The organism is Pedobacter sp. Leaf170, assembly GCF_920984665.1.
GTDB lineage: Bacteria > Bacteroidota > Bacteroidia > Sphingobacteriales > Sphingobacteriaceae > Pedobacter.
This window is the reverse complement of record NZ_CAKLBP010000010.1, coordinates 15152-32687: the sequence shown is the minus strand read 5'-3', so window position 1 is coordinate 32687 and position 17536 is coordinate 15152. Positions and strand designations below refer to the sequence as shown.

Genomic DNA, 17536 nt, shown 5'->3' with positions numbered 1-17536 from the left:
AGCCCGCAGATGTATGCGGGCTTTCACTATTATTGGTATTGTATATAAATTGGTTTAGGCGTAAGCTTTAAAAGCTCCTCCGGCGTCATCAACCTGTTTGGCGCCTTTTTCAAATCGTTCTTGTAAAACAATTTAAATCCGGTAAACTGAACAGGTTCCGAAAAAATGAAATGCCTGTATGTTCCTTTTTTCAGTTCTGGTTCTCCCCATCCATCCATGTGTATTACCACCTGTACTTCCGGACGAAGTTTTATATTTTGAGAGTTTGTTACCATTTTTTTTGTAAAACGATGTAATACAAAAACTTTAGGAGGAAGGTTATGCTTTTTCACAATGTCAGCTAAATAACCGGTAACATAATTTATATCTGCAGCATCATAGGTTCCTATTTTTTTACCAGGTAAAGAACCATCTTTCATCGAAAACTCAGGGTCGATACCTAAATGAACATAAGGTAACTCTAAATATTTTTCGATGTGAGGTAATTCTGCTTTTATGGTGCTTAGTGCAACCTGCAAATCTAAAAACACAATGGTATTTGGTTGCATTTTGGCAATTTTTAAAACAGAATCAATCTGTTTGTTTCCCATGCGGTTGATGTATTTACCATCTCTACCAGGTGTACCACTTGCTACTGCTGCAATATAATGCAAACCAGGTTGCACCGGAGTAGTAGGATCTGCTTTTTCCCAACGTTTAACTTCTGTATTTAGGCGTTGCCACATCTCTTTTGGAGCGTACTCACCTAGAGCACCCATTTTTTTTGAATGTAAATTACCGTAATAAACAACAATTCTTTTAAAAGGTAAAATTGCGCCAGCCAGCGGATAAGGCTGGTTTTTGACTGGCCATTTGCCAGTAGTATCTGTTATAGATAGTTTTTTAACTAATGAATCATAAAGTTTAGGATCAACTGGTTTCATTACATTTACAGCTGAGTCCGTTTTTTTCTTTGTCGTATCAGTAGAAAAGATTTTACCAATGCCGCCACCGCTTTTGCCATCAGAATTGCAATTAGCAAACAAGCTTATTGCGGCAAAACCCAACACTACTGTGCCGGTTAATTTTGGAAATTTCATAGATATAGTTTAGGTTAAGTTTTAGACAGTTTTTCCGAATCTGTTTGGGATGAAATTATAACGGAAAATTGAGAGTTCAAAATAAAATAATTAACATTTACACATTACAGAATTTACCGAAAACACCAAGTGGAAGTTTTACACCTTCACTTGCCTGTAAATATAATTCGCCGGTTTCTAAATTTTTAACAGATGGATAAGATGTTCTGATTAAGTTTTCTACAATAACAGATGAGAAACCTAATGAATATGTATTTAGAATAAGAAAATGTTCTTTCTCATCGAGGAGATGAACAACATCCTGCATCATTTCCTGTATATGGTCTTCTAATTTCCACTTTTCTCCATTCGGACCATGGCCATAAGCAGGTGGATCTAAGATGATGCCGTTGTATTTTTTGCCTCTTTTAAGTTCTTTTTTAACAAATTTTAAAGCATCTTCAACCATCCAACGGGTATTTTTTAAACCAGAAAGTTCCTGATTTTCGTTAGCCCAGGTTACAACTTGTTTTATAGAATCTACATGGGTAGTTTCTGCGCCAGCAGCATTTGCAATTAAAGAAGCGGCACCAGTGTAAGCAAATAGGTTTAATACTTTTGGTTGGGGTGTTTTAAATTTCTTAATTGATGAAGAAATATAATCCCAGTTAACAGCCTGCTCGGGGAAAACGCCAACATGTTTAAATGAGGTTAAGCCCAGGCGTAATTTAATAGCAACTTCATTGTTTTTATATTCTACATGCCATCTATCCGGAATATTTTGATTTTTCTTAACCCACTCTCCAGATGTTGCAGAACGGCCTCTAAATGTAATATTTGCCCTTTTCTTCCATTCCTGTTCAGATAGTGTTTTTTTCCAAACTGCTTGTGGCTCCGGACGTATTAAAATTGCGGTTCCAAAACGTTCTAATTTTTCGAAATCCCCACAATCAATAAGTTCGTAATCTTTCCAATGGGTTGGGGCAAGTAATTGTATCATGTAATTAAAATAACTTTAAGCTTGGGTAATTTTTGATGTGTTGGTCATCAGTTATTAATGTTAAATCGTTTGCTAATGCCTGCGAAATAATCATTCTATCAAAAGGATCTTTGTGGATTAATGGTAACGTTAAATATTTGTCGAAATCTGATTTTTGAAAATTTAATATAGTAATACCAAAGCTGGTTATTACATCATACATTTCTTGAATGCTTCTTGTAACAATTAATTTGCCAATATTAATTTTCACTATAATTTCCCAAATACTAGCAACGCTGATGAAAATTTTATTTTCTTTATTTTCAACTGCTCTGATATATCGAATATTAAAATCTTCTTCATTGTTAATAAGAGAAATAAAGATATGCGTATCAATCAAATATCGCATTACATAAAGTCTGTAAGATCTTCTAATGGTTCATTAAAATCTTTAGGGATAATAAATAAACCCTTCGCAGCACCATATAAGCCTTTAGGTTCTTCAACTACATTATGAACATCAGAAATTTTTGCAGAATCCTTAGCATGCTTGGCTTTCAAAAAATCAATAAAATCTTCAACCTCATTTACCATATTTTTAGGTAAGGTTTCTAATTTATCCATGATGTTTTTTGTCGCCGTAGTCATATTCAAATATAATAATTTTATTAAAATTTATCTTTGGCTGCTTTCATAAAGCGGCTGGCGAAAACGAAGTCATTTAGTTCTTTAATATCTGTATGGGCGATTTCTTTATTACTGCCTTCCCAAAATTTCTTTCCTTCGTGTAAGAATAAAATGTAATCACCAATTCCCATTACAGAGTTCATATCGTGTGTAACAACAATGGTGGTGGTTTTAAATTCTTCTGTTAATTCCTGAATAAGTTCATCAATTACAATTGATGTTTTTGGGTCTAAACCAGAGTTGGGCTCATCACAGAACAAATATTTTGGATTCATCGAAATTGCACGGGCAATACCCACACGCTTTTTCATACCACCTGATAATTCAGCCGGGAACAATTTATTTTTACCAGCCAGATTAACCCGTTCGAGGCAGAAATTAACTCTATCTATCTTTTCACTACGGGTTTGGTCTGTAAACATATTCAACGGAAACATAATATTGTCTTCCACTGTCATACTATCAAAAAGTGCCGAACCCTGAAAAAGCATGCCTATTTCTTTACGAACATCTATACGTTGCTCGTAAGTCATTGGTGTAAAATCACGACCATCGTATAAAACAGAGCCAGAATCTGGCTGATGTAAACCAACCATACATTTAAGTAATGTTGTTTTACCCGAACCTGATCCACCGATGATAAGATTTGTAACGCCTTCTTCAAACTTACCAGAAATGCCTTTTAAAACTTCATTTCCGGAGAAGGACTTGTATATATCTTTAATTTCAATCATTACAATAATAATTGGGTAACTAAATAATCGCAAACTAGAATTGAAATACAGCTAATAACAACTGCTCTTGTACTTGCTTGTGAAACTTCTAATGCGCCACCGCGTACGTAAAAACCTTCGTAAGCCGGAACTGATGTAATGATAAATCCAAATACAAATGCTTTAACCAAGGCGACAACAATTGTGTATGGATTAAAATCAGTTGTAATACCTTGAATATATTCTGCAGGCGTTACTGCTCCAGAAATTGAACCGCCAATATAACCGCCAGAAATACTTAAGAACATAGAAATAATGACCAACATTGGAACCATTGTTATGCCTGAAATAATTTTTGGAAGAATTAAATAACCTGGTGCATTTATACCCATAATCTCGAGGGCATCAATTTGCTCGGTAACCCGCATGGAGCCAATTTCTGATGAAATTGCAGAACCAATTTTACCAGCTAAAACAATTGCACTGATGGTTGGGCTTAGTTCAAGTATGCTCGAATCTCGGTTTACAGAACCAATAATGGTTTTAGGAATAAAATCGCTAACTAACTGGAAGGCGATTTGCAAAGTCATTACTGCACCGATAAAAGTAGAAATGATTGCAATTAAACCCAGAGAACCAACTCCAACATAATCCATCTGTTTGGCTATTTCCTTTAAATATATCTTCAGTTTTTCCGGCTTCCTGAATACAGATTTGAGTAGCAGTATATACCTGCCGAAATTGGTAAAATTCATTCCGTATGTGTTGCTTAATTTAAATGTATGTTATAATACTACAAAGAAACGATAAAAAAGTTGTAGCAATTGTTAATTGCAAAAATATTCGTGGTTTTGATTATAAATATGGTTTTTTGCTTACAAAAACTAAACCGCGACACATGAAAGCTTTAATAACTGGCGCTACAAAAGGAATTGGAAAAGCAATTGCAATTAAGTTATGGCAAAATGGCTATGATTTGGCACTCATCGCCAGAAATCAAAAAGAACTCGAAAGTTTAAGAGAAGAACTGCTATCAACAGGGCGAACTGTTTTAATTTATGCTGCAGATTGTGCCGATAAGAATGAGGTTTATGGTTTTTTAAATCAACTGGATAAAGATTTTGGTTTTGTTGATGTTTTGGTTAACAATGTAGGTGCTTTTTTGCCGGGCAGCATGTTTGATGAGGATGACCAAGTTTTTGAAAAACAACAACAGTTGAATTTGAATTCATCTTATTACATCAGTAAATTTTTTGGTAAAAAGATGCGTTCAGCTAAACGAGGGCACATATTTAACATCTGTTCGGTAGCGAGTAAAATGCCTGTAAAAAATGGTGGGAGTTATAGTGTAACAAAAGCAGCGATGTTAAGTCTTAATCATGTATTGCGGCAAGAGTTAGCACCACACAACGTAAAAGTAACTGCCTTTTTGCCGGGTTCAACCAAAACATCATCCTGGGAAGGAACAACAATCCCGGATGAAAAATTTGTACAGCCCGAAGATATTGCAGAAACTTTGTTTACCATTTTAAACTTAAGTAAAGGTGTAAACGTTGATGAAGTTCTAATCACTCCGCTCGATTTTTAAACACAAAATGAAAAACGTTATGGAAAAGAAGCTTTTTAGAAACGAACACGATAAAATGATTGCCGGTGTAGCTTCGGGTCTTGCAGAATATATGCAGGTAGAAGTAACCATAGTTAGGTTGTTATTTGTATTGTCTGCAATATTTTTTGCAGGTGGCGGACTCATCGCCTATATAATTATGTGGATTATTGTTCCGGTAAATAATGATCCGGCTGCCAAATTCTCAAAGTTTAATGATTATTTTAAAAATAATCCGAGTGCACAACCCTTTGGTACTGGTGCACCTTTTACTGGTCCGGTTGGGTCAACTAATACAAATTGGAATCAACCATTAAATGATACTCAAAAAACGCCATTTGAAAGCCATGCCGATTTTAGTAAATACAGCAAACCTAACGATACCGGACGTACAATTGGTGGTTTGGTTTTACTTGTTATTGGCTGTTTCTTTTTAATGAGAGAGCTAGATTTTATTCCGGATTGGTTTCGCTTCAGAAATTTCTGGCCAGTAATCTTCATTGTATTAGGTATTAGCATTATCGCAAAAGCCAAAAGAAAAAATGATTGGGCTGCATTTCAAAATCAACAAGATCCGGCAACTGAGCCAACAACTGAAACGGTTACAGATGCAGTTATTGTTGAAGAAACTGTTGCTCCAAAAGATGAAAATAATTCAAATCCCGTTAACCCTCAGGTATAAATATTATGAAATTAGATAGATTAATTTGGGGTATTTTACTGCTTTTTATTGGTGGTGTACTCTTACTGGAAAACTTTAACGTAATTACTTTTTACTGGCGCAACGTTTGGCATTTTTGGCCGGTGTTTTTAATAATTGCTGGTTTAAACATACTTTTTAACAAAAACAATTCGCAAACTGGCAGCATTATTTCAATAGGTGTATTGGTTATAACACTATCTTTTCTATTTGTAAAAGGCCAGGAGCGACCAGAGCGTGGTAATTGGTTTGGAAATAAGTACAAAAATGATGTAGATATCACTATTGATGATGATAATGATAACGATACAGACAATGATGAAGATACGGTTCGCAATAATCTGAATTTCTCGGAAGCTTTTAAGGCAATAGACAGCACTAAAAAAACAATTTTAAATATATCCGGAGGCGGAATTTCTTTTAATCTTGATGGAGAAACCTCAGATTTGATAAATGCCGAGGTGAAGAAAAAGCGACACAGCAACTTTTCATTAGTTAAACAACTTACTGATTCTGCTACAGTTTTAAACTTTAAAATGGATGGCAAAAACAATAAATGGAACTTTGGTGATGGTGGAAATGACGTTGATTTTAAATTAAACAAAGCGCCAAACTGGGATATAAACATGAAGTTAGGTGCAGGCGAGGCCGATTTTGATTTTGAGCATTATAAAGTACGTTCATTCCGTTTTGACGGTGGGGCAGCTTCTTTAGAAATAAAAATGGGCGACTTATTGCCAATAGCTGATGTTGTTGTAAAATCTGGCGTAGCCGATGTAAAAATTAAAATCCCTACAAATTCTGGCTGTCGTATCAAAACTAAAACCGGTTTATCAGCAAAAGATTTTTCTGGTTTTGAGAAATTAAGTGATGGCGTTTATGAAACCTCGAATTACAAAACATCAACCAAAAAAATATTTATTAATTTGGATGGCGGTTTAAGTAACTTTGAAGTATCAAGGTATTAATTTATAAGTTTTACGTTATAAGTTCTACGTTGAATGCGTTAATTTTAAGCGCACTTAACGTTGCCGAAGTCTTGATTGAAGATTTAACTATGGTGTTGTTCTCGCAATACTTAAAACTTACTATTTAAAGCGTATAATTCAATGGAATACACAGTTGTAATAAATGGCAAACCACAAGGGCCATATAGTTTATCAGAACTTGCGCAACTAAATATTACACCTACTACATTTATCCGTAAACCAGGGATGGATGATTATAAAGAAGCTCATGCAATGCCAGAATTGCGTGAGCTTCTTGGTTTTACTCACCAAAAAACTGCTCCTCAGTACTTTGCTGGTTTCGATTTAAGATTACTGGCATCAGTTATAGATCATTTCCTTATTTTCATCATTTATTGCATTTGTATTCTAATCAGCTTTGCTTTTATAGAAGGTAAAGACCAACGCATTATGGCATTTGTAACGCCTTTACCACTAATTTTTATTTTTAAGTTGATTTATGGGATTTTCGCAGAATCATCTAAAAGGCAAGCCACATTAGGAAAAAGATTGGTGAATATTAAAGTAACCGATTTAGAAGGTTCAAGACTTTCTTTTGCTCGTTCTTTTGCTCGTAATTTCTCCAAAATTTTATCTGTAGTCCCTGTTTTTTTTGGATATTTCTATAGTTTCCTCAATAAAAAAAATCAATGCTGGCACGATATAGCTGCAAATAGCCTGGTGATAAAAGATAGGTTGATTTAATAATTATTTGGTGATTTTTTTCTGGTGATTACTTGTAATATTCACTAATTCAAAATTCAGTCATTCTACCCTTAAGTTCATTCATTCTCTCATTCAAAATTCTCTCGTTCAATATTCTATCTATATCTTTGCAATCGCATGGAAAATATATTGGCAAATCAAGCGCTAAAAGGTGGTTATTGCAACAGTTTAACGCAATATTCGAGGTTTTTAACCCGCGAAGTAAAAATTGGTGATATCGCTTTAGGCGGTCATAATCCAATTCGTATCCAATCGATGACAACTACTGATACCATGGACACCCTTGGTACCGTAGAACAAACCATCAGAATGGTAGAATCGGGTTGTGATTATGTTCGTATTACCGCACCAAGCATTAAAGAAGCCGAAAATTTAGCCAACATCAAAAAGGAACTTCGCTTTCGCGGATACGATGTTCCATTAATTGCTGATATACACTTTACACCAAATGCTGCTGAAATGGCAGCCAGGATTGTAGAAAAAGTCCGTGTAAATCCAGGTAACTACGCTGATAAAAAGAAATTTGAGAATTTAGAATATACACAAGACGCTTACAATGCTGAGCTTGAAAGAATTAATAAAAAATTTATTCCACTGATTAAAATTTGTAAGGAATACGGTACAGCTATGCGTATCGGTACAAACCATGGTTCACTTTCTGATAGGATTATGAGCCATTATGGCGATACGCCTCGTGGAATGGTAGAATCTGCAATGGAATTTATCCGCATGTGCGAAGCCGAAAACTATTACAATTTGGTTATCTCAATGAAGGCCAGCAACACGCAGGTGATGGTTCAGGCCTATCGCTTACTGGTTGAAACAATGGTTAAAGAGGGTATGAATTATCCTTTACACTTAGGCGTAACCGAAGCGGGTGATGGTGAAGATGGTCGTATTAAATCGGCAGTGGGGATTGGAACCTTGTTGGAAGATGGTTTGGGTGATACCATTCGGGTTTCGCTAACCGAAGACCCGGAATTTGAGGCGCCGGTTGCAAAAGCTTTGGCCGATAGATATGTGAATAGAACTGAAAGTCAAAAGCTTAAAGTTGAAAGTAGCAATGTTTTACATCATCCCGAGCTTGTTGAAGAACAATCACCAACTTACAATCCATACCAATATTCCCGAAGAATTACCGAATCTGTTCAACATATTGGAGGCCATTACCACCCGGTAGTGATGATTGATGTAACAAAAGAAAATCTTAAAGACCCATATTTTTTAAGTGCAATTGGTTATAACTATAGTGCGGGCTTAGATAAATATAACCTGGCAGACCAGGCTTGTGATTTAGCTTTTTTAGGCGATAATCTTCCCTCTTTTTCTTTTCCGGGGAATTTGAAACAAGTTTACAATTACCAGACTTGGCTAAAACTTCAGGATAAAAATAATTGCCATCCGCTTATTTCTATTGATGATTTTAATAGCACTGCTGTAAAGGATGAACATTTAAACTTTGTAGAAATTGATGCCACAGAATTTAATCATATTTCACTTCACCAATTACGTAATGTTGTGCTGGTACTAAAAACATCAGCCAGCCACGGTATGGCAGAACAAAGAGCGTTTTTTATCGCTTTACAAGAAAAAAACATTCAAATTCCGGTTATAATTAAAAGAAGTTACGAAAACTTGGATGCTGATAATCTTCAGCTTTATGCATCAACAGATTTAGGTGCTCTACTAACTGATGGTTTCGGCGATGGCGTTTGGATTGATGCCATGGGGCAGGATTTAGCTTTAATAAATTCTACAAGCTTTGGTATTTTACAGGCAACCAGAACCCGAATCAGTAAAACAGAATACATATCTTGTCCAAGTTGCGGTAGAACGCTTTTTGATTTACAAGAAACTACACAATTGATTCGTTCAAGAACGGATCATTTAAAAGGCCTGAAAATTGGAATTATGGGCTGCATTGTTAACGGACCAGGCGAAATGGCAGATGCCGATTATGGTTATGTAGGTACAGGCCCAGGTAAAATTACCTTATACCGAGGACAAGAAGTTGTAAAGAAAAATGTAAATACTGCTTTTGCTTTAGATGAGCTTATTGAAATTATTAAAGGTGATGGAAATTGGGTTGAGAAAGTTTAATTGTTTTTTATTTTCTATTCCAATCCATTTGTAGATTGTAAATAGAAAGTTTTACTATTTGTATTAGCCAGACGGTTTTTTTTCTTTTGACACCAAAAGAAAAAAAAGTGTCGGCTTAAAATTTTTGTATTAAAGTTTGTACTATGGCTTGGTCAGTGGATTCCCAAAAATTTGTTAGGCCGATTTTAGTAGAACGAAGAGATAATGCTTAGGCTCAGTAGGGTGTATAAGCAACGCGAAAATAATTGCTTATGCAATTTCTTTATTAACTGCACACAATTTAATAACTAGCCATTAAAAACTAAATTACCTCAATGAATATTCCAACCTTTCAAACCATATTTAGCGAATTCAGGAATTGGCTTATTGAAAAAGATTTCTCCGGAACAGAATTAATTTATTCATACTTTTTTATTGGATTAATTGGGGTAACACTTTTCCTTTTTATCACCATATTTCTAACCAGGCAAGTATTTATTTTTGTTATAAAAAGCGCAAAAACAAAACACGATTGGCAAAATGCATTGTTTGAGTTTAGGGTTTTTAGAGCCTTTGCATTAATATTTGGAGCATATATAATTTACAATGCAGTTCCTTTTGTGTTTGTGGATTTTAAAGACTGGCTTTTCTATGCTTTAATTATCTCAAAAATTTATGTGGTCTTAGCCACTATGTTTGCAATTAATGCGTTTTTAAATGCCATGGTTTCCATTATGGAGGCATCACGTAAGTATGCTGATAAACCCATAAGAAGTTATAAACAGGTCGCTAAAATCATCATTTATATTTTAGGTTTTGTTTTAATTCTATCTATAATTCTTGGTCAATCGCCGCTTTATGTTTTTGGTGGTTTTGGAGCCGTAACAGCAGTTTTAATTCTGGTATTTCGCGATCCGATTTTAGGCTTTGTGGCTTCTGTGCAAATGAGTGCAATTGATTTAGTTCGTGCTGGCGATTGGATTACCGTTGAAAAATATGGTGCGGATGGAGAAGTTACGGAAATCAATTTAACCACGATTAAAGTTAGAAACTGGGATAAAACAGTAACCATTGTACCGAGTTATGCCATTGTAAGTGAATCGTTTAAAAATTGGCGGGCAATGGAAGAAAGTGAAGGAAGAAGAATTAAAAGGCACATAAATATTAAAATTTCGAGTATAAAATTTTGTGATGAGGATTTAATTAATCGACTAAAAAGTATCGATTTTTTGAAAGATTATATTCGCGAAACACAAAAACAAATAGAAATTTTTAATGCTGAAAACACCGTAGATCCAAATAACCTGGTTAATGGTAGGCACATGACAAATATTGGAACTTTTAGGGTTTATGCAGAAAAATACCTTGAAAGTAACCCATACATTAACACAGATTTAACCTTTATGGTTCGCCAGTTGCAGGCTACAGAAAATGGCTTACCTATCGAAATTTATGTATTCTCAAAAGAAAAAGCCTTAAAAAGATTTGAAGAAGTAGCGGCAGATATTTTCGATCATTTATTGGCTGCTGTTCCTTATTTTGATTTAGAAATTTTCCAAAGCCCAAGCGGAAGCGATATGAGAGGCTTTGTTGGTAGAGGTTGATTAGCGTTCAACTTCCAAAAAAAGGTTTTAACATTTAACATTAAAGGTTATTTAAGCTCGCTTCTTCTTATATTTTTTTCAATTTCTCAGGTGGAAAAAATTAGTAATGTAGCTTATTCTCCCAAAAACATTAAAACCTTTTCGCAAACCTTAAACAAAAGCGGCGGCAAAGTTCCACTCTCAAACGGATGTGTTGCACCATAAACATGATTTGCGCCTTCAATTCTTACCAACCTGCTATTTGTATTTGCATCAGCTAATTTCTGTGCATTTTCAAAAGGTACGTTTACATCATCATCTCCTTGAATAATTAACCAAGGTATATTTACTCGTTTGGCTGCACTCAAAATATTTAGCGTTGCAGCATTTTCTTCAAAATCTTCTAAAAGAGAAACATTTAAAGGCATTTGCTCTTTCGTTCTGGCATTGGTTACATATATCTTTCCGTTGCTTTTCCATTCCGCTTCTTGGTCTTTTTTCCAAAGACTATTAAAACTTGATATGGCGCTCCAGGTAATTAATTTGCCAATGCGTAAGTCGTTAGCGGCTTCGATTATCGCCAAACCACCACCACGGCTGTGCCCAATAATATTTACTTTCGCTTCTTTGCCGAAAGATTTTTCTATAAAATCCAGCACAGCATTAACATCAAAAAGCTCTTTTGAAAAAGTGTTTTCTGCAAATGCATTTATGTCGCTAACATCTTTTGGGTTATCGGCCGGAACTCCGCTGTGCGATAAATTAAATTTAATATAGCGGTAGCCATTAGCTGCAAAATATCGGGCAACAAGATTGTGTGCACCCCAATCTTTAAAACCTTTAAATCCGTGAACGAAAAGTATAATTGGAGCATTTGGATTAATTTCATCAAATGTTATGTCGCCAATAATTAATTTTCCGTCTGCACCGCTAAGGCTAAAATTGCTTTGTGTTATCATAGTGTTTTAACAATATTTATTGGAATAGTGTTTGTCTTATCTTGTGAAAATAAAAGCTATGACAACAGAAAACCAAACACCAAATCCAGAACAAGAAAACGGATTTTTTGATAATTTAAAGGATAAATTTAACGAATTTAAAGAAAAAGCCGAAGATGTGATTGATGATGTGAAAGATAAAGCTGAAGACATTTGGGAAGATACCAAAGTTAAAGCCGAAGAATTAAAGAACGATGCTGAGGAAAAGTGGGGAGATTTGACATCAAAAGATAAAGAGTAATTGTCTTGTTTAATTTTGGAATAGGCAGGGTTTTATACCTTGTCTATTTTTTTTAAACCAGGTTATTTTACATCTCCTTTCATTAAAAAAGGCTTTGTCATTCTTTTGCATCTATTTAAAACCGTTCTAAATTGATGTAAATTACAGATTAATGACGGTGACATTCACCAAGCCTGTTACTTTTGTATCCCGATAATAGTTAATAACGGAAGCACTTGGAATATTTAAAAGTAATAGCTTTTACGCATCATCACATCGACTTACAATCCTTAGGAAAGTTGGTTATTTGTGATCAGAGTTTAGAGAGCAGATTGAAAAATCTTCAAGCGGAACTTCCCGTTAGCGAAATTTTCTACATTGGTACCTGTAACCGTGTAGAATTCGTTTTTCTTACCAAAGAAATCACCGATAAAGAATTTGTAACTAAATTTCTTACCGTTTTAGATATGGGTTTGCCTCCAGAATTTATGGAGCGTTTCCTTGATAACGTTACGGTTTATGAAAACGAAGAGGCTTTCAATCATTTATTAAGAACATCTTGTTCTTTAGAAAGCTTGGTTGTTGGCGAGAAGGAAATCCTTGCTCAAATACGTAAAGCTTACGAAAATTGCCGCGATGCAGGTTTTACCGGCGATTATATGCGTATGATAATGGATAGAGTAGTTAAAACTGCTAAAGAGGTTTATACGCATACCAATATTTCAAAAAATCCGGTTTCTGTTGTTTCATTGGCTTATCGCAAGCTTAAAGAATTAAATATGTGTGGTAACTCACGCGTATTAATTATTGGTGCCGGCGAAACCAACCAAAATATTGCAAAATACCTTAATAAGCATAAATACTCCAATTTTTCAATTTTTAACCGTACACTTTCTAAAGCAGAGACACTTGCCGAAGAACTAAACGGTAAAGCTTACGCCTTAACCGAGCTCGAGAATTTTACTGAAGGTTTTGATGTAATCATTACTTGTACTGGCTCTACCGAAGCAATTATTGATGAAAAACTTTATGCTAAATTGCTGAATGGCGATACAGGCAAAAAAGTAATTGTCGATTTAGCTATCCCAAATGATGTAGCACCAGCTGTGGTTCACAACAATCCAATTCATTATATTGAGGTAGAATCATTAAAAGAAGTTGCCCGTAAAAATATTCAAGAGCGTTATAACGAGTTGGTTCACGCCGAAGATATTATCACCGCAAATATTGCCGAGTTTTTTACCGTTTTAAAACAACGTCGTATAGAACTTGCCATGCAAGAAGTTCCACGTAAAATTAAGGAAATCAAAAACACAGCTATAAATGGTGTGTTTGCCGATGAAATTAGCCAGATGGATGAAGCATCTCGTGAAGTTTTAGAGCGTGTAATGAACTACATGGAAAAGAAATATATTTCCGTACCGATGATTATGGCCAAAGAAATTTTGGTCAAAGAATCTTAGGGTTTAACCGCAAAGAGCGCTAAGCTAAGCTTATATTTACTCACTCTTCTTAAATTGTAAAATAATTAGAAAAGGAAGTTTCTATACTTATCGGTTATTTCAGTCCTGCTCTTCCTGCCCTCCGGCAGGCAGGCGTTTCAATCCTTTTGTCAGTGTCAGTTTGAGCTTGTCGAAGACCTGCAACAAAAAGTATTTTCACTTCAATCTGGTTTAAGAATGTAAAGTTTGTACAAGAAAATAAAAAACCTTTCATAACGCTTAAGTGACACTCATGAGGCATTGTTTGGTCGCTCGTCATTTGCTTGGAACGAAGCAATCTCTTTAAATCAATATGTGATAAAAGAATTTGCTTCAATCGGTCGAAAATCGATTTCGCAATATCAGAAACCACCCCGCCCTGCGGGCACCCCTCCAAAGGAGGGGAATTGTAGTCCGCACAAAAATCCGCTCAATGTTTATAAAACTTTGTAGACTTTAAACTTTTTACTTTTAGCTTTCCACTAAGAACTGTAACCTCACTGTCTCATTTTTAAACAATTCATGGTATAAACCAAATTAACCTTAAATTTGCAGTTCATTTAATCTTTATAGTGAAGAAATTAACCATCGGAACACGCGGTAGCGAACTTGCTTTATGGCAAGCCAATCACATTCAAAGTGAATTAGCTGCACTCGGAATTGAAGCAGAAATTAAAATTATTAAAACGCAGGGCGATAAAATCTTGAACTTGCGTTTAGATAAATTAGAAGGAAAAGGTTTTTTTACCAAAGAATTGGAAGAAGAGCTTTTGGCTGGTACAATTGATTTAGCAGTTCACTGCTTAAAGGATTTGCCAACTAATCATCCGGCTGGTTTAACCATTGCTGCAATACCTACACGTGAAGAGGCGACCGAATATCTTTTAATTTTAAAAGATTGTGTAGATGTTTCGCAAAAGCTTTCTTTGAAAAAAGGTGCAATGGTGGGTACTTCATCTAACAGAAGAAAAGCACAGTTATTAGGTTTACGCTCTGATTTGGAAATTGAAGATTTACGAGGAAACGTCCCAACGCGTATACAAAAGCTTCGCGATGAAGATTATGATGCCATTATGCTTGCAAAAGCTGGTATTAAACGTTTAGGATTAGATGTTAGCGAATTTCATGTTGAAGAATTAGAGCCAACTGAATTTGTTCCGGCTCCTGCACAAGGTGCTTTGGCTATTCAAATCAGAGAAAATGATGCTGAACTTTTTGATGCTTTACAAAAACTGCACGATCCTGCCACAGCCGAAGAGGTTGGTGTAGAACGTAAAGTTTTGAACCTTTTTGAAGGTGGTTGCCACATGCCTTTAGGTTGTTATTGCAAAAAAGAAGATGGCGAATTTGAGGTATGGACTTCAAAAGCTGAAACTGCTGATGATTTTCCGGAGCGTTTATTTTTACGTTCTGAAACTACCACGGGCTTAGCAGAAAAGATTGTAGCTAAATTTGATAAAGAGCGTAAGAAACCTGCAAAGGTTTTCATCTCTCGCGAAATTGGCGAACACAGTTATTTCCGTAAAGCTTTAGAAAGTAAAAATATAGAAATTGAAGGTCGTTCGTTAATTCGCACCTTTCCAATTGTTACTGTTTTAGACCAGTTTATCTTAAAAAATATCGATTGGATTTTCTTTAGTAGCCGCAATAGTGTCGAATATTTCTTCAACCTAAAACCACAATTGCCAAAGAAAACACAATTTGGTGTTGTTGGCAGAGGCTCTGAAGATGCCTTGCGTAAGTTTGGGCATTTTGCAGATTTTGTAGGAACAAGTGGCGATATTAGTGAAGTTGCAGAAGATTTTGCAAAATTGGTTTCAGGTAAAAATGTTTTGTTTCCAAGAGCACAGGATTCATTACAATCGATTCAAAAATCGTTACCGGCTGATGCGAAAATTATTGATTTACCAATTTACGAAACGGTAATAGAAGAAAATATAGACCAAAGTTATGCTGATGTATTAATTTTTACCAGTCCATCAAACGTGGATGCGTATTTTGCAGATAATTTACTAGAGCCTGGTCAGCAAGTGATTGCGATTGGAAACTCTACAGGTAAGAAATTTGATGAAATGGGTGTGAAATATGCTTTACCGTACTCCCCAGATGAAATTGGATTATCAGAAGCTGTTTTTGGAATAGAGATTAGATAGAGGTTTAGGGTGTAGGGTTTGATGTTTAAGGTGTAGGGTTTGAGGGTTAGGGTTAAAGGTGTAGGATTTGGGAGCAGAAAGTTTAAAGCCCATAAGAGGGCATAAACACTAAAGTGAAAAGCAAGACCACATCGTCATTGCGAGGTATGAAGCAATCTCTTAGGCGTTAGATTGCTTCGTGCCTCGCAATGACAGACATAATTTAAACCCGATTGAAGTGGAAATACTTTTTTAGATGGATAACAAAAAAGATTGCCACGTCGTTCCTCCTCGCAATGAAGGAAATGGAGCAGCATGACAGAAGTTTAAAAAAGATTGAAACGGAAAGGCGGGACTGCATTAAACGAAGGATTACTGAAACTGCTTTTCAAAAAAAATATAATAATGCATCGTCAATTAATGAACCATAATGCTTTAATAAGATGATACTCAAGTCTTGATACCTGCATAAGCGGCAGGCAAGCTTGATACTAAATACTAATACACTCGCTTAATCCTCCCCTCTGGGGAGGGTTGGGTGGGGCTATAATACTAAAAAAATGTTACATCGTCCGCGAAGATTGAGGAAAAACCCGTTGGTTAGAGAGATGGTAGCCGAAACCCGACTATCGAAAGATATGTTTGTGTACCCTTATTTTGTGGTGCCTGGAACAAATGTTATCCATGCTATTGATGCAATGCCTGGCGTTAATCATTATTCGATTGATACTCTGGTTAAAGATGTTGAGGCTGGAATGAATAAAGGTTTGAACAAAATCATGCTTTTTGGTGTTGGAGACGAGAAATCGGCTGATGCCAGATCTGCTTATCACGACCATTCATTAGTGCCAACCGCAGTTCGTGAATTAAAAAAGCATTTTGGTGATAGTTTGTATGTGATTACTGATGTATGTGTATGCTCTTACACCACACACGGACATTGCGGAATTATGGAGAACGATTATGTTCAGAATGATAAAACCGTTGATGTAATTGCTAAAATGGCTTTAACACATGCGCAAGCTGGCGCCGATATGTTTGCACCATCTGATATGATGGATGGCAGAACTGAAGCGATGCGGAATCTCTTAGATGAAAATGGTTTCGTAAATGCCGCTATTATGAGTCACGCTACAAAGTTTGCATCTGCTTATTATGGCCCATTTAGAGAAGCCGCAGATTGCGCTCCAAGTAAAGGTGATAGAAAGGCCTATCAAATGGATTTTAGAAATCCTTTGGAAGCACTTCGTGAAGCACAATTGGATGAACAGGAAGGTGCCGATGTTTTGATGGTTAAACCAGGCTTGGCTTATTTAGACATCATTCAACGTTTAAAGCAAGATACTAATTTGCCTATTGCAGTTTATAATGTCTCTGGCGAATACTCGATGGTTAAAGCCGCCGCAGAACGTGGCTGGATTGATGAACAAAAAGTGGTTATGGAAACCATGCATGCCTTTGCCAGAGCCGGAGCAAGTATTATTACAACTTACCATATAAAAGATATTTTAAATAACGACTGGATTTAGGAAGTTGTAAGTTATAAGTTTTACGTTTTGGCGTTTGC

At 35.7% G+C, this 17536-nt stretch carries 17 protein-coding genes; 10 read left to right on the top strand and 7 right to left on the bottom strand.

Annotated features, from left to right (window positions below; all coding sequences use genetic code 11):
• Positions 1-29: 29 nt before the first annotated feature.
• The 6 genes from LUA90_RS18545 to LUA90_RS18520 all read right to left on the bottom strand — a co-directional run bounded on the left by LUA90_RS18545 (position 30) and on the right by LUA90_RS18520 (position 4192).
• Positions 30-1079: a hypothetical protein gene (locus LUA90_RS18545; RefSeq protein ID WP_231463431.1), complete on the bottom strand. Its 1050-nt coding sequence runs from the start codon at positions 1077-1079 to the stop codon at positions 30-32.
• A gap of 97 nt (positions 1080-1176) precedes the next feature.
• Entirely contained in the window at positions 1177-2058 is an 882-nt protein-coding gene (locus LUA90_RS18540) for a class I SAM-dependent methyltransferase (protein WP_231463429.1), read from the bottom strand.
• 4 nt (positions 2059-2062) lie between these two features.
• A complete protein-coding gene (locus LUA90_RS18535) occupies positions 2063-2446 on the bottom strand; it encodes a type II toxin-antitoxin system VapC family toxin (RefSeq protein WP_231492078.1) in 384 nt (127 codons plus the stop codon).
• Positions 2446-2661 (bottom strand): DUF2281 domain-containing protein, encoded by a 216-nt coding sequence (locus LUA90_RS18530; protein ID WP_231463427.1) that lies wholly within the window; start codon positions 2659-2661, stop codon positions 2446-2448. Before LUA90_RS18530 ends, LUA90_RS18535 begins: the two co-directional genes overlap by 1 nt.
• 44 nt (positions 2662-2705) lie before the next feature.
• Positions 2706-3458, bottom strand: coding sequence for an ABC transporter ATP-binding protein (locus LUA90_RS18525; RefSeq protein WP_231463425.1), 753 nt, complete (start codon positions 3456-3458; stop codon positions 2706-2708).
• Positions 3458-4192 carry an ABC transporter permease gene (locus LUA90_RS18520; RefSeq protein WP_132403625.1) on the bottom strand — a complete coding sequence of 245 codons (735 nt, stop codon included), beginning with the start codon at positions 4190-4192 and terminating at the stop codon, positions 3458-3460. Before LUA90_RS18520 ends, LUA90_RS18525 begins: the two co-directional genes overlap by 1 nt.
• 143 nt (positions 4193-4335) lie before the next feature.
• Here LUA90_RS18520 and LUA90_RS18515 point away from each other — a divergent pair, with 143 nt between their 5' ends.
• From LUA90_RS18515 to LUA90_RS18490, 6 genes are all read left to right on the top strand, one after another.
• Positions 4336-5025, top strand: a complete 690-nt coding sequence (locus tag LUA90_RS18515; RefSeq protein ID WP_231492075.1) for an SDR family oxidoreductase — start codon at positions 4336-4338, stop codon at positions 5023-5025.
• A 19-nt stretch (positions 5026-5044) separates the two neighbouring features.
• Positions 5045-5725 (top strand): PspC domain-containing protein, encoded by a 681-nt coding sequence (locus LUA90_RS18510; protein WP_231492072.1) that lies wholly within the window; start codon positions 5045-5047, stop codon positions 5723-5725.
• 5 nt (positions 5726-5730) lie between these two features.
• The gene (locus LUA90_RS18505) at positions 5731-6711 is read left to right on the top strand and encodes a LiaI-LiaF-like domain-containing protein (protein WP_231492069.1); all 981 of its coding nucleotides are present in this window, start codon (positions 5731-5733) and stop codon (positions 6709-6711) included.
• 141 nt (positions 6712-6852) lie between these two features.
• Positions 6853-7455: an RDD family protein gene (locus LUA90_RS18500; RefSeq protein ID WP_231492067.1), complete on the top strand. Its 603-nt coding sequence runs from the start codon at positions 6853-6855 to the stop codon at positions 7453-7455.
• A gap of 138 nt (positions 7456-7593) precedes the next feature.
• Positions 7594-9576 carry a (E)-4-hydroxy-3-methylbut-2-enyl-diphosphate synthase gene (ispG, locus tag LUA90_RS18495; protein ID WP_231492065.1) on the top strand — a complete coding sequence of 661 codons (1983 nt, stop codon included), beginning with the start codon at positions 7594-7596 and terminating at the stop codon, positions 9574-9576.
• 314 nt (positions 9577-9890) lie between these two features.
• Entirely contained in the window at positions 9891-11159 is a 1269-nt protein-coding gene (locus tag LUA90_RS18490) for a mechanosensitive ion channel family protein (RefSeq protein WP_231492063.1), read from the top strand.
• Between the two features lie 113 nt (positions 11160-11272).
• On the opposite strand, the gene LUA90_RS18485 is transcribed toward LUA90_RS18490, so the two are convergent.
• Positions 11273-12097, bottom strand: coding sequence for a S9 family peptidase (locus LUA90_RS18485; protein ID WP_231492061.1), 825 nt, complete (start codon positions 12095-12097; stop codon positions 11273-11275).
• A gap of 58 nt (positions 12098-12155) precedes the next feature.
• Here LUA90_RS18485 and LUA90_RS18480 point away from each other — a divergent pair, with 58 nt between their 5' ends.
• The 4 genes from LUA90_RS18480 to hemB all read left to right on the top strand — a co-directional run bounded on the left by LUA90_RS18480 (position 12156) and on the right by hemB (position 17498).
• Complete coding sequence (locus tag LUA90_RS18480; RefSeq protein ID WP_231463409.1) at positions 12156-12377, top strand: YtxH domain-containing protein; 222 nt, start codon at positions 12156-12158, stop codon at positions 12375-12377.
• A 215-nt stretch (positions 12378-12592) separates the two neighbouring features.
• Positions 12593-13819 carry a glutamyl-tRNA reductase gene (gene hemA / locus LUA90_RS18475; protein ID WP_231463407.1) on the top strand — a complete coding sequence of 409 codons (1227 nt, stop codon included), beginning with the start codon at positions 12593-12595 and terminating at the stop codon, positions 13817-13819.
• A gap of 590 nt (positions 13820-14409) precedes the next feature.
• A complete protein-coding gene (gene hemC, locus LUA90_RS18470; protein ID WP_231463405.1) occupies positions 14410-15990 on the top strand; it encodes a hydroxymethylbilane synthase in 1581 nt (526 codons plus the stop codon).
• A 539-nt stretch (positions 15991-16529) separates the two neighbouring features.
• Complete coding sequence (hemB, locus tag LUA90_RS18465; protein ID WP_231463403.1) at positions 16530-17498, top strand: porphobilinogen synthase; 969 nt, start codon at positions 16530-16532, stop codon at positions 17496-17498.
• The last annotated feature ends 38 nt before the right edge of the window (positions 17499-17536 follow it).

What these genes read in the sequence shown, in the direction of transcription:
- LUA90_RS18545 (WP_231463431.1), bottom strand. Translation starts at nt 1,079, where the DNA reads ATGAAATTTCCAAAATTAACCGGCACAGTAGTGTTGGGTTTTGCCGCA.
- LUA90_RS18540 (WP_231463429.1), bottom strand. Translation starts at nt 2,058, where the DNA reads ATGATACAATTACTTGCCCCAACCCATTGGAAAGATTACGAACTTATT.
- LUA90_RS18535 (WP_231492078.1), bottom strand. Translation starts at nt 2,446, where the DNA reads ATGCGATATTTGATTGATACGCATATCTTTATTTCTCTTATTAACAAT.
- LUA90_RS18530 (WP_231463427.1), bottom strand. Translation starts at nt 2,661, where the DNA reads ATGGATAAATTAGAAACCTTACCTAAAAATATGGTAAATGAGGTTGAA.
- LUA90_RS18525 (WP_231463425.1), bottom strand. Translation starts at nt 3,458, where the DNA reads ATGATTGAAATTAAAGATATATACAAGTCCTTCTCCGGAAATGAAGTT.
- LUA90_RS18520 (WP_132403625.1), bottom strand. Translation starts at nt 4,192, where the DNA reads ATGAATTTTACCAATTTCGGCAGGTATATACTGCTACTCAAATCTGTA.
- LUA90_RS18515 (WP_231492075.1), top strand. Translation starts at nt 4,336, where the DNA reads ATGAAAGCTTTAATAACTGGCGCTACAAAAGGAATTGGAAAAGCAATT.
- LUA90_RS18510 (WP_231492072.1), top strand. Translation starts at nt 5,045, where the DNA reads ATGGAAAAGAAGCTTTTTAGAAACGAACACGATAAAATGATTGCCGGT.
- LUA90_RS18505 (WP_231492069.1), top strand. Translation starts at nt 5,731, where the DNA reads ATGAAATTAGATAGATTAATTTGGGGTATTTTACTGCTTTTTATTGGT.
- LUA90_RS18500 (WP_231492067.1), top strand. Translation starts at nt 6,853, where the DNA reads ATGGAATACACAGTTGTAATAAATGGCAAACCACAAGGGCCATATAGT.
- ispG (WP_231492065.1), top strand. Translation starts at nt 7,594, where the DNA reads ATGGAAAATATATTGGCAAATCAAGCGCTAAAAGGTGGTTATTGCAAC.
- LUA90_RS18490 (WP_231492063.1), top strand. Translation starts at nt 9,891, where the DNA reads ATGAATATTCCAACCTTTCAAACCATATTTAGCGAATTCAGGAATTGG.
- LUA90_RS18485 (WP_231492061.1), bottom strand. Translation starts at nt 12,097, where the DNA reads ATGATAACACAAAGCAATTTTAGCCTTAGCGGTGCAGACGGAAAATTA.
- LUA90_RS18480 (WP_231463409.1), top strand. Translation starts at nt 12,156, where the DNA reads ATGACAACAGAAAACCAAACACCAAATCCAGAACAAGAAAACGGATTT.
- hemB (WP_231463403.1), top strand. Translation starts at nt 16,530, where the DNA reads ATGTTACATCGTCCGCGAAGATTGAGGAAAAACCCGTTGGTTAGAGAG.